At 44.9% G+C, this 13,467-nt stretch carries 5 protein-coding genes; all 5 read right to left on the bottom strand.

Annotated features, from left to right (window positions below; all coding sequences use genetic code 11):
- Positions 1-28 precede the first annotated feature (28 nt).
- Positions 29-1,813: a hypothetical protein gene (locus tag M2273_RS26815; RefSeq protein ID WP_429400855.1), complete on the bottom strand. Its 1,785-nt coding sequence runs from the start codon at positions 1,811-1,813 to the stop codon at positions 29-31.
- Between the two features lie 50 nt (positions 1,814-1,863).
- On the bottom strand, positions 1,864-2,787 hold the full coding sequence (locus M2273_RS26820) for a PorP/SprF family type IX secretion system membrane protein (RefSeq protein ID WP_429400856.1): 924 nt from the start codon (positions 2,785-2,787) through the stop codon (positions 1,864-1,866).
- Positions 2,788-2,841: 54 nt separating this feature from the next.
- Positions 2,842-11,775 (bottom strand): MBG domain-containing protein, encoded by an 8,934-nt coding sequence (locus M2273_RS26825; RefSeq protein WP_429400857.1) that lies wholly within the window; start codon positions 11,773-11,775, stop codon positions 2,842-2,844.
- 77 nt (positions 11,776-11,852) lie between these two features.
- Positions 11,853-12,788, bottom strand: coding sequence for a methionyl-tRNA formyltransferase (locus M2273_RS26830; RefSeq protein WP_429400858.1), 936 nt, complete (start codon positions 12,786-12,788; stop codon positions 11,853-11,855).
- 26 nt (positions 12,789-12,814) lie between these two features.
- Positions 12,815-13,354, bottom strand: coding sequence for a phage tail protein (locus M2273_RS26835; protein ID WP_429400859.1), 540 nt, complete (start codon positions 13,352-13,354; stop codon positions 12,815-12,817).
- Between the last annotated feature and the right edge of the window lie 113 nt (positions 13,355-13,467).

A 13,467-nucleotide genomic window follows, 5' to 3' on the forward strand; every position in this document is an offset into this window, starting at 1 on the left:
CATTCAACAAGCGGGCATACTGTATCAATTACTTTTTCTTCTTCTTATTTAATAAATCATGAGTAGCTATTAAGGGCTGTAGTTTTGAATATATATGGCTCAAAGTATCAGGAAACAAAACAGGGTTAGCAGGGCCGTTGGAATGGCAGTAAAGACAGCTGGTTGTTGTACCCTGAAAATATGTTTCCATAGTGCTGTTGGCCAATACGCTGGTTCCGATAGATACACCTGCGGTAGTATCCGAGCCATAGCTGATCCCCGTAGGTGCAGCGCCGCCGTCTGTCCAGGTAGCGCCAATCAGAATATAGTTTTTGCGGATATCGTTACCAACTAACAATTGATGGATTGTATTATTAATGGAAATAATTTCGCTGTTAGATGCTGCCGAACTTTTATCCTGCTGGTTGGTAACCGAGTCCATAGCACTGCCCCAGGGCATAGTCCGCAGTGTATTACTTGCACTAATTGTATGGGGCGCTATGGCATTAATAGTATCTCCGGCGGCTTTCATGTGCGAAACATTATAGGGTGTATCAACAGCATTTGCATTAAACAACCAGTTTGTGCCCTGCTCCTGTGGTACCGTTACTGTTTTATTATTGGTATCGATATATTGGAAGGTCGCATTTGGCGCATTATTCAGGTGCTCAAAGGTTGCCCATATCATTTCGGGGTGACCTGCCACACTGCCAACAATGTGCATCCCTACTAATGCCATTTTCACTATTTTTTCACCTTTAGGGATCCACTGCGCCGAGTTTGTGGTATCATATGTTGGAATGGAAGCATTCACGGTGACATAATTGTTAGGGTCAGAAAGCGAGCTGGCTTCTACCCATGATGTTTTAAGCTCCATAGCCAAAGCATTTGAATCGGGCAGCGTAACATGGTTGGCCTGGGCAATGGCACAAATACTGTCTCGTGCCGCGGCGGTGGTAGGGAACTGGCTGCCGCTAATTTGTCCGTTCTTTGCCCCGGTTAAATAATAAGCATAAACATCGTTTACAAAAGAAAGGTAATAAACCAGTGCGCCGTTTTTAGCCATTAACGCATCGTTTGTGGCCTGTCCTTCTTCAGATTCTATAACATTACCGGCTGAATCAAGGAATACGAATTTTTTACCCAAAGCAAAGCGGTGTACTATATGCTGCGGATTGTTTTTATGCTGAATAATAGCCTTTGGATGCGGAATAGGCTTACCGGCTTTATCCATAAAAACAATGGCTCCTTTGGCATCTGTTTGTACATGATCAACTTCAACCGCTGCTCCTACATCGTTTTTTACCAGCGCTTTGGTATTTGCCCTAACTACTGGGGTTTCTATTTCAAATAACTTACCTGTTTTTTTGTCTTTAATAACCGGCAACCTGTTAGGGCCGTTCTTCACCAGATGATTGGACATTCTTAAAATAGTATTTGGCAGGTGAGGGATCAGTACGCGTTGATTAGCCGAATCCACAGGCGAAACACTGTAAAATACCGGAGATTCCAATATGGTATTTCCCTGGCCGTAAGCTCCGGAGGCCGGAGAAGTAACCCATGAGAACATCCTCTCGGACCATTGATAAAAATCACAGTTATTTTGATGCGGGAAGGTAACACTATTGGCTGGGGTCACCAATCCATTTTCGGTTGCTGTGCCGCTGGCAAACCAGGTATTAAACGTGTCTTTTGTAACCGTGCATGAAGGTAAAACATCCGGAGGAAGTATACTTCCATTTACAACGGCATTAGAAGAATGAGGAGTACTGCATCTCCACAATAAAAATCCGAATACAACGACTGCGGCAATTACTTTGAACTTATTTTTCATGGTTTTAGGTTTTAATGATGAAAATATGTTTGTTTTAATAGTATGCTTTGTTACTTCTGAAACAGTTTAAGTTTAAGTCCCAGTTCAACCGCTCCGGCGGTATAACTGTTAATCCGGCCGGTTTCCAGGTTATAAGTAAAGTTTATGGCAAATGCTTTTTGGTCAAACGCGAAACCGAGCCCCGCGCTTTGGTTACTGTGATAAATAGCCTGAAGCGATATATAATAATTGACCATTGTAAAATTAAGGCCGGCATCAAAAATGTTGGTTGCCCCTTTTACTTTTCTGAAAGCTACCAGTGGTTCAAATACCAGGTTGCTATAATCATCGTTCGTGTTAATCTTATAACTTATCGCGGTCATGAACAGTACCCTGTCCACATCAATCCGTTCAATGGAGTTTTTGAAAAACGCAGCCTTTAAATTGGGTACAACAGCTTCAACAAACAAATTATTGCTGGTATAGGCTATACCAAAGTCGCCATCTACATAAGGCTTAGCCTGGTTATACCTGGCAATCTGTTCATCGGCTTCGTCACCTACAATTTTATCGCGGTCAAGTCTTGAATCATCTATACCCAGTGATAATCCAAAGTTTAACTTCTGGTTATTATCACTCAGCGGCAAATGGTAGGCATAGGTACCCATAGCCCGGGTTTGCCTTATTAAACCAGCCTGGTCGTCATTTACGTTAATTCCTAAACCTACTCTATCCGTCGCCTGGTAATCGGCAGTGAATACTTGCGATTTAGGCGCTCCGGGAAAAGAGCTCCATTGCTGGCGATAGCCTATATTGAGGTTAAGACCCGGATTAAGGCCAGCCATAGCCGGGTTAATCAGGTACCGGTTTTGAAAGTAAATAGACTGAAACGGATTTAACTGGGCTTTACAGCATAGCGCACTGCAGATAAGCAGCAACATCACCAGTAAAGGCTTTTTTAACATCATATTTTTATTCCGTTTAAAGTTTTTCATGTTATTTAATAATTTCTATAGCTTGTTATTCGCCTTTTCTTTTGTTTAACCTGTTTATCTGTTCCTCACTATGGTTATATACCCTTTAAACTTGCGCTGCTGCGGCCCCAGGTCAACTATGTAATAATAGGTACCTTCTGTAAGCGGCGATCCGCCATAAGTTCCGTTCCAGTCATTTGTATAGCCGTGTTTAGTGTAAACCGTGCGACCACCCCTGTCGTAAACAGTAACGATGTTATTAGGGTAAAGCTGAATGTCCTGTATCAACCAGACATCATTTTTTCCATCGCCATTTGGTGTAAGGATATTGGTAACTACTAAGTTTTTCTGATCCGCCCCTCTGTATATCAATACCGTATAGGTGTTGGTAGTGGTACCATCCTGGGCAGTTACCACAATGGTAATAGTGTTATTTCCCTCATCAAGCGGAATGCTATAGGAAGGACGGTCATTTGGCGTTAATGTGCCATTTACCCTTGCCGTAGCTGTTGCATCAAAAGTTAAGGTAAGCCTGATACGCTCAACATCATTATCTACCTGGGTGGTGTAAGCAAAATTACCCGGTGTAAATGCTGGCAATAATGTGCCCGAACTTAAAGTAAGGTTGATCAGGTTGGCATTGCTTAACGGCCTGACTGTTAATTTTCCGGACACATAATTGAAGCTATAATTAGGAGATACTGCACCGCTTGCTGTAACAGGATAATTTCCTGGCGCTGAATTAATAGTTGCCACTGTTTTTAGTATAGGCTGAGTTATTAAGCCTGCCTGGTTATCCCCGTTTACAAAACCACTATAGGTAGCGGTTAACACCGGATTAGGGGTACCGTATAATCTGCTCTTGTTATCGGCCGTAATGGTCAGCATTGCTTTATTAATAGTTAAAGTTCCCGGAGCATAAACAATATTATAATTAGCTATGGCTGCCCCACTCGCTGTGATAGGATAAGTACCTGCTGCCGATGTGACTGTAGCCGTTGTAACTACAGCCGGTTTGGTTGTTAAGCTTGCGCTGTTATCACCATTAACAAAACCACTGTAGCTTACACTTAAAGCAGGATTGGCTGCGCCATAAATTTTACTTTGATTGTTAGCTGTAATGGTCAACGTAGCCCGGCTCACCACAATATTGCCAGCTACATAAGTAATATGATAATTGCCGGGTGTAAATGTGCCGCCGGTTGCCGCGCTGGCTACTACCGATCCGGTATAAGTATTTACCGCTGCATTTGCCGCCGCTCCTGTGCCATAAGCAATGGTTACACTGCCAATAGTTTCGGAATTTACAAGCCCTGTTGAAGTGAACGCGGCAGAACCGGCACCTCCCGTTATGGTCTGGCCGTAAGGTTTATTTTTATTATTGGCGGTGATGGTTAAGGCAGCCGTTGTTATGGTTAAAACACCCGGTTTGTAAACAATGGTATAGTTTGTTGATACCGCTCCGCTTGCCGTGATCGGGTAAGTATTCACCGGAGAGTTAGTTATCGCGGTGGTACTAACCGTCGGCGCGGTAGTTAGGCTCGACGCATTATCCGTACCTACGAAGCCACTGTAACTCACGCTAAGAGCCGGATTTGCTGAACCATAAGTTTTCGCAGCGTTATTTGCTGTAATGGTTAATGCTGCTGAGGTCACGGTTAAAACACCCGGTTTGTAAACGATAGTATAGTTTGATGATACCGCCCCACTTGCCGTTATCGGGTAAGTGTTGACTGGTGAGTTAGGTATCGCAGTGGTGCTTACTGTTGGCGCTGTGGTTAAACTCGATGCATTATCTGTACCCACAAATCCGCTGTAACTCACGCTAAGAGCCGGGTTAACCGAGCCATAGGTTTTAGTTGCATTATTAGCTGTGATGGTTAATGCTGCCGAGGTTACGGTTAAAACACCCGGTTTGTAAACAATGGTATAGTTTGATGATGCAGCCCCGCTTGCCGTGATCGGGTAAGTGTTGACTGGTGAGTTGGTTACTGCTGTAGTGCTTACCGTTGGCGCAGTGGTTAAACTCGAGGCATTATCCGTACCCACAAATCCGCTGTAACTCACACTAAGAGCCGGATTTGCAGATCCGTAAGTTTTAGTGGCATTATTAGCTGTAATGGTCAGCATCTTCTGCGTAATGGTCAGGTTAGCACCGGTATAGGTAAGCGTATAGTTATTGCTGAGCGCTAAGTTTCCCTGTTTAATGGCATATATACCTGCACTTTCACCCGCATCCCTGATTAACGCTCCGGTGAAAGCATCAGTACCCACCAATGCGCCACTTGTAATGCTATAAGTTAAGGCCGGATCAGAACCGCCATAAGGTTTAGTTTGAGGGTTTGCGGTTACAGTAATGGCCTTTTTACTGATCGTTAGGTTTGCTCCTGTATAAGTGAGGGTATAGTTACCGTTCAATGCCAAACTACCCTGTTTAATAGCATAAGCACCAACATCCTCACCGGCATCCCTGCTTAGTGTTCCGGTGAAGGCATCTGCACCAACCAATGCGCCGCCGGTAATGCTATAGGTTAATGCCGGATCGGCATCGCCATAGGTTTTGATTTTAGCATTTGCAGCAATAGCCACCGCGACTTTACCAACTATAATATCACCGGCAACATAAGTAATATTATAATTACCCGGTGCAAATGTGCCGCCGGTAGCCGCGCTGGCAACTACAGATCCGGTGTATGTATTAACCGTTGCCCCTGCCGCTGAACCTGTACCATAAGCAATAGTTACAGTGCCAATGGTTTCGGAATTTACAAGTCCGGTTGACGTAAACGCGGTTGAACCAGCGCCACCCGTTAATGCCTGACCATAAGATTTAGTTTTGTTACTTGCAGTAATGGTTAGCGACGCCGGTGTTACTGTTAAAATACCCGGCTTATAAATAAATGTATAGTTTGCCGATACCGCTCCGCTTGCCGTGATCGGGTAAGTATTTACCGGCGAATTAGTTACCGCTGTAGTGCTTACCGTTGGTACGGTGGTTAAGCTCGATGCATTATCTGTACCGGTAAACCCGCTGTAGCTCACACTTAATACCGGATTAGCAGAACCGTAGGTTTTCGTAGCATTATTAGCTGTAATAGTTAAAACTTTTTTACCAACTATGATATCACCAGCAACATAAGTGATGGTATAATTACCTGATGTAAATGTACCGCCGGTAGCCGCGCTGGCTACTACAGATCCCGTATAGGTATTAACTGCCGCCCCTGCTGCTGAACCCGTACCATAGGTAATGGTCACACTACCAATAGTTTCGGAATTTACAAGCCCTGTTGAAGTGAACCCTGTTGAACCTGCCCCGCCAGTTATGGCCTGACCGTAAGGCTTCATTTTATTATTTGCTGTAATGGTTAATATCGCAGGTGTTACGGTTAAAATACCCGGCTTATAAATAAATGTATAGTTGACTGATGCTGCTCCGCTTGCCGTTATCGGATAGGTATTAACCGGAGAGTTGGTTACCACTGTGGTGCTTACCGTTGGCGCGGTGGTTAGGCTGGATGCGTTATCCGTGCCCACAAAACCGCTGTAACTCACGCTGAGTACCGGAACGGCTGCACCGTAAGTTTTCGTCGCATTATTTGCTGTGATAGTTAATACCGCCGGTGTTACGGTTAAAGTACCCGGATTATAAATAAATGTATAGTTTGCCGACACCGCTCCGCTTGCTGTAATCGGATAGGTATTGACCGGCGAATTAGTTACCGCTGTGGTGCTTACTGTTGGCTGGGTGGTTAGACTTGATACATTATCTGTACCCACAAAACCGCTGTAGCTCACGCCGAGTACGGGAACGGCTGCACCATAAGTTTTGGTAGCATTATTGGCCATGATGGTTAATGCTGCAGGTGTTATAGTAAGTGTGCCGGGCTTGTAAATAAATGTATAATTTGCAGATACCGCCCCACTCGCCGTTATCGGATAGGTATTAACCGGCGAGTTGGTTACCGCAGTGGTGCTTACTGTTGACCCAGTGGTTAAACTTGCCGCATTATCTGTACCCACAAAGCCGCTGTAACTTACACTAAGAGCCGGATTGACCGAGCCATAGGTTTTAGTGGTGTTATTGGCTGTAATGGTTAATGCCGCAGGTGTAACGGTAAGTGTCCCCGGTTTATAAATAAATGAATAATTAGCAGATGCCGCCCCGCTTGCGGTAATCGGGTATGTATTAACCGGCGATCCAGTTACTGCCGTAGTGGTTACTGTTGGCGCGGTGGTTAAGCTCGATACATTATCTGTACCCACAAAGCCGCTGTAGCTTACACTTAAGGTTGGATTGACTGAGCCATAAGTTTTCGTGGCGTTATTGGCAGTAATGGTTAACGCTGCCGGTGTTACCGTTAAAGTACCTGGATTATAAACGATGGTGTAATTTGATGATACCGCTCCGCTTGCTGTAATTGGATAGGTATTAACCGGCGAATTAGTTACTGCCGTAGTACTTATGGTTGGCTGGGTAGTTAAACTGGATGCGTCATCAGTACCCACAAAACCACTATAGCTCACGCTGAGTACGGGAACGGCTGCACCGTAAGTTTTGGTAGCATTATTGGCCGTGATGGTTAAAATTGCCTGACCTACCGTAAGGTTACCGGCAACATAAGTGATGGTATAATTACCGGCGTTAAACGTGCCGCCTGTGGCCGCGCTCGCTACTACCGATCCGGTATAGGTATTAACTGGCGCACCTGCTGCTGCTCCCGCGCCATAAGTAATGGTTACACTGCCAATGGTTTCTGAGTTTACCAGTCCGGTAGAAGTGAACGCTGTAGAACCGGCTCCGCCGGTTAGTGCCTGACCAAAAGGCTTGCCTTTATTATCGGCAGTAATAGTTAGCGCAGCTTTGCTAACCACAATATCTCCGGCAACATAAGTAATGGTATAATTGGCCGGGTTAAACGTACCTCCTGTGGCCGCACTTGCTGTTACCGAACCTGTATAAGTGTTAACTGCCGCCCCCGCTGCCGCCCCAGTGCCATAAGCAATGGATACACTGCCAATAGTTTCGGAATTTACAAGCCCGGTTGAAGTGAACGCCGTTGAACCTGCTCCTCCTGTTAAGGCCTGACCATAAGGTTTGGTTTTACTATTTGCTGTAATAGTTAATGCAGCCTTTGATACGGTTAAAGTACCCGGATTATAGATAAACGTATAATTAACTGATGCTGCTCCAGTGGCTGTTATCGGATAAGTATTAACCGGCGAGTTAGTCACTGCGGTGGTGCTTACCGTTGGCGCAGTGGTTAAGCTTGATGCGTCATCTGTACCCACAAATCCACTATAACTTATACTGAGTGCTGGATTGACTGAACCGTAAGTTTTAGTGGCGTTATTAGCGGTAACGGTTAACGTAGCCGGTGTTACCGTTAAAATTCCCGGACTATAAACAATAGTATAATTTGCAGATACCGCCCCGCTTGCCGTTATCGGGTAAGTATTTACGGGTGAACTGGTAACCGCGGTGGTGCTTATGGTTGGCTGAGTAGTTAAGCTGGAGGCATCATCTGTACCCGTAAATCCGCTATAACTTACACTTAATACCGGATTAGCAGAACCATAGGTTTTAGTGGCATTGTTTGCTGTAATGGTTAAAACCGCTTTGCCTACTACCAGATCACCGGCAACATAGGTAATGTTATAATTACCGGGAGTAAATGTGCCGCCGGTTGCCGCACTGGCTACTACCGATCCGGTATAGGTATTGACTGCTGCTCCCGCTGCTGAACCTGCACCATAAGCAATAGTTACACTACCTATGGTTTCAGTATTTATCAAGCCTGCTGAAGTGAACGCCGTTGAACCCGAGCCTCCGGTTAGCGCCTGGCCAAAAGGTTTTGTTTTATTATTAGCTGTTATGGTTAACGCTTTCGGCGTTACGGTTAAAGTACCCGGGTTATAAACGAAAGTATAATTTGCAGATGCCGCCCCACTCGCAGTTATCGGATAGGTATTAACCGGCGAATTTGTTACCACTGTGGTGCTTATCGTTGGCGCGGTGGTTAAGCTCGATGCATTATCTGTACCTACAAAACCGCTGTAGTTCACGCTGAGTACGGGAACGGCTGCACCATAAGTTTTGGTAGCATTATTGGCCGTGATGGTTAATACGGCAGGGGTTATAGTTAGTGTGCCTGGTATATAGGTAATGGCATAGTTTGTTGATACGGCCCCACTTGCGGTGATCGGATATGTATTAACCGGCGAGCCCGTTATCGCGGTAGTATTTACCGTTGGCCCAGTGGTTAAACTTGCCGCATTATCTGTACCCACAAAGCCGCTGTAGCTTACGCTAAGCGTCGGATTTATGGAGCCGTAGGTTTTTGTGGCATTATTTGCGGTTATAGTCAATGCTGCCGGTGTTACTGTTAAAGTACCCGGATTATAAACGATGGTGTAATTTGATGATACCGCCCCGCTTGCTGTAATTGGATAGGTATTAACCGGCGAATTAGTTACTGCCGTAGTGCTTATGGTTGGCTGGGTGGTTAAACTGGATGCGTCGTCAGTACCCACAAAACCGCTGTAGCTCACGCTGAGTACCGGAACGGCTGCACCGTAAGTTTTGGTAGCATTATTGGCCGTGATGGTTAAAATTGCCTGACCTACCGTAAGGTTACCGGCTACATAAGTGATGGTATAATTGGCCGGATTAAATGTACCGCCGGTAGCCGCACTCGCTACTACCGATCCGGTATAGGTATTAACAGGCGCTGCTGCTGCTGATCCTGTGCCATAAGTAATGGTCACACTGCCAATGGTTTCTGAATCTACCAGTCCGGTAGAGGTGAACGCTGTGGAACCGGCTCCGCCGGTTAGCGCCTGGCCAAAGGGCTTGCCCTTATTATCGGCAGTGATAGTTAATGCGGCTGGGGTAATCGTTAAAGTACCTGGTTGATAGATAAATGTATAATTAGAAGACACCGCTCCACTTGCTGTGATAGGGTAGGTATTCACAGGCGAGTTAGCTACCGCGGTGGTAGTTATGGTTGGCTGGGTGGTTAAGCCTAAGGCATTATCCGTACCCACAAAGCCGCTGTAGCTTACAGTAAGTGCCGGCACTGGCGCGCCGTAAACCTTGGTATCACTATTGGCGGTAATGGTTAAAGGGGCTTTGTTAACCGTACTGGCAACTGTAGCAACATTAACACTGGTAGCACCAGTACTGCTCAATACCACATTGCCCGAATAATTACCTGCATTGATGCCGGAAGCAAGCCTGATGCGAACCTGCGTGGATGCGATATTTCCTGATAAACCAACAGTAACCGTGTTAGTAAACGTGATATTATCTGTACTTACTTCAAAACCTGTTGGTGCGGTAACTAAAATACCAGCAGCCATGTTTACGCCTGATACATTAAATGTGCCTGCCGATGATGCGGTGCCATAAGTTGTAGTCAATGCTGATAGCGTGCCTGTTGTACTGATGACCGGAACAGCTATCGTTATATTTTTGGTAGCAGGTGTGCTGTTTATATTGCTGTCGTTCACTACAAATGTTACTGTACGGGTAGCAGTGTTAGGGCTTGCGGCGGTGTTTTGATAAGTTACAGCTCTTAAAGCAGCCTGCCACTGCCCGGTTGTTGCCGTTGCACCTGCCGATGTGAGGGCAAATACGCCCGTTGTAGTGTTAAAACTACCTGCTATATTACCCGTACCTCCCGGGGTAAAAGCAAGGAGATCTTCGGCAGACTGGAAATTACCGGTGATGGTAACTGTTGCCGATGCAAGCGTGGCATTGTCAATATCACTTACGGTGATGCCATTATCAACAGCCACAGCCGATGGGCCGGTAAATGTTGTTGAGCCTCCTGAGGCTGTTACAACCGGCGGGGTATTAGGGGTAAGCGTTGTTACATTAGCTGGATTACCGGCAGCAGTACTTGTCTGGTATTTTTCGCTGCCCGATGTACCGTTATACTCCACTACCATTACCTGGTAGGCGGTTGCCCCGGTAAGCCCGGTTACCGGTACAAATGTACCCGTTCCGTTGTACACACAGTACCAGCCGGTAGCACCTATTTGTGTTCCTGAACCAAAAGCAGCATTTCCGGTATAGGTTGTATTATTTGCCGGCGACGGACTACCGCTTGATGCCGCTTTAATAAATACAGCTCGTGATGAGCCGTTACCATTTGTCCAGCTGGCGGTAAATGATGTTGTAGTAGTACTGGCAAAGGTTACATTGCTTGCCTGTGTGGTTGGGGCTGTGATCACCGCTCCCAAAGTAAATGATGCCGGAAAATTAGCTCCATTTAGTGACAGGTCCTGCGCAGATGGACTCTGGACCCAGTTGGCCCGGTCGGCTATTAAGCTGAGTATTGCGGTTCGCGTGCCTGCAAAGCCGTGACTTTTGGCATTATAAACATAATTGTGATTAACATTTTGACCACAAAAAGCAATGGCCGTAGCAGCATTGCTATTGTTTGAATTGGTAAGCCCCGACGGCAATTGTGAATCGCGATTAGTAGTTACCGCTGTGGTTTGCCAATCGAGCGTTGTGCTGGGCGAACCATTTGATGTGGAGCATGAAAACCCGTAAACAAATGTTGGAGAAGCATCTGAGCCTTGATAAACAATTGTTTGGTCGCCATTATTAGCAAAAATACTGGCACTTGTCCATCCCGATATGGAAGTTGACCCATTTGGGAAACCCGTAATTGTTGGATTAGGACCAGCACTAATGCTTACGTTAACTACCGTACCCGCGCTAACCGCTGCCGAAGCAGTCCAGGTAATAGTTCCTTCTGTGGCTAAATTATTAAATCCGGAACCTGTCCACCCCCTGTCTGTAAAGTTTACAACCGTGTTGGCACTTATATCAGTTAAGGTAACAAATGCAAATTGCCCATTGGTTATATTGAAGCCAATTACAGCAATATCGCCGGGAGTCAGCGTAGTTTGTGCATTTGCAAATTGCAAAGAACACATCACGGATACAAACAGAAAAAAGAATATTCGTTTGCTTAAATGTAAAAATTCATTCATGCGATTGTGATAAGTAATTTAGGTTAGCAGATGCTTTAAAAAATCTTTCTTAATAGGCTGTAAAACCTATCTATATATTATATCTGGCTTATAAAACTTTGCCCGGTTTTAAATCCGTATGCAACTGCAAACCGGGCTGGTATATAGCAGTTATTGATCTTAAAATAGTTTATATTTAATAACTTATTTCCTTTACAAACCGCTCCAAAACCATGGTTCTTTTTAATAATAATGGTTCCCGGAGCATATTGCTGGTTATTTGTTATGGTAATGGTCGCGTCCAAAATTTTCAATTCCAGTCCATTGAACATGGTGATTGCACCCATATTCCAGGAGTTACAAGCCTTTATCATATCAATGATCTCCCCGGCCTCCATCCCATCCCAATTAATCAGAATGTCTTTAAGTTGTGGCCGTTCATAATAAGCGGCCTTACTTTCATCTTGTTCAATTTCAGGTAGCGCGATACCTGAATTAATACTATTCAGAATTTCAAATACTCCCACTACCTGTAGCTCACCAAATAGCTGATTAACATGATCATAGCTAAAATGTGGCTGATTTGTTACCGTATGTTGCCATTTTACAGGTCCGCTATCAAGTTTATCTGTAAGGCGATGGATAGCTAATCCTATTTCTTTAAATCCCTTCCTCAGTTGCCAAAAAACAGGTGCTGGCCCTCTAAACTGTGGCAACAGGCCAAAATGTATATTGTAAATACCGTGCTTTACATGGGTAAATTGCCCGGTTTTTACAATGCTGCTATAGCCCACAAAAAAAATAATATCTGGTTGGTATAACTGCCCCCAGCTATACAGATCGTCTTTCCCGGTTTCAAAAGTGAGCGCAATACCTGCAGCATTACAAAAACCCGCTGTTACACTCATGTCTTGATTAGGGTCGGCCGATTTACCAACATATAACATTACCCCTGCTTTATTTTTATAGTTATATAAATTTGAAAGCAGGGGCATGTATAACATTGCTGAATTTGATACAATACCTATTTTCATCAAATACAATTCAGCGTATAAATCATTTAGTTTCTTGCCGGAAAAATTCCGCTTAAAGCAATAATAAAGGTTACTGCCAGGAAAGGCTGCATATTATCATGCGGCTGACTCCCGCCTGCCGGCGCGATCATACCCGGAGCCATGGTTGTATTGGCACTTGCCGGCGCTATAAAGTTTAGTGGGTTACCTCCCGAGTCGGGATCAGCAGAGACAGCTAAAACATTCCCGGTCGGCGAGCCCTGATCACCAACTGTAGTACTTGCAGCAACAGCATGGCTGTGCATAGGCATCTGGGTACTTATTAAGGTCACATTTTCTTCCCCAGCCGATTCTCCAATGGTTCTGGGTGTTAGGCCCGGCCCTTGCCCCCAATGTATCGGGGCCCTACCCTCCAGATTAGGCAACGCGAAGGTTGTTACACCATCACCACCATACGTAGTACCTAAAATTGAAAACAACGCCGAGTTTTGTGATATGGCCATAAGCTGACCATTACATAATGCCCAGCCGCGGGGGGCAAAATTGCCAGCGAACAATGAAATTGTTCCAAGAAAAGGATTATCCATAATTTTAATTTAATTGGTTTAAGTATATAATTGATATATAAATAGGTTCAATGTACCCGTATCTTATTTTAAGAAGATACAGTTCATATTATAGTATGGAGCACGTAGTTTAT

Origin of the sequence: Mucilaginibacter lappiensis (assembly GCF_050433765.1) — a bacterium.
Lineage (GTDB): Bacteria > Bacteroidota > Bacteroidia > Sphingobacteriales > Sphingobacteriaceae > Mucilaginibacter > Mucilaginibacter lappiensis_A.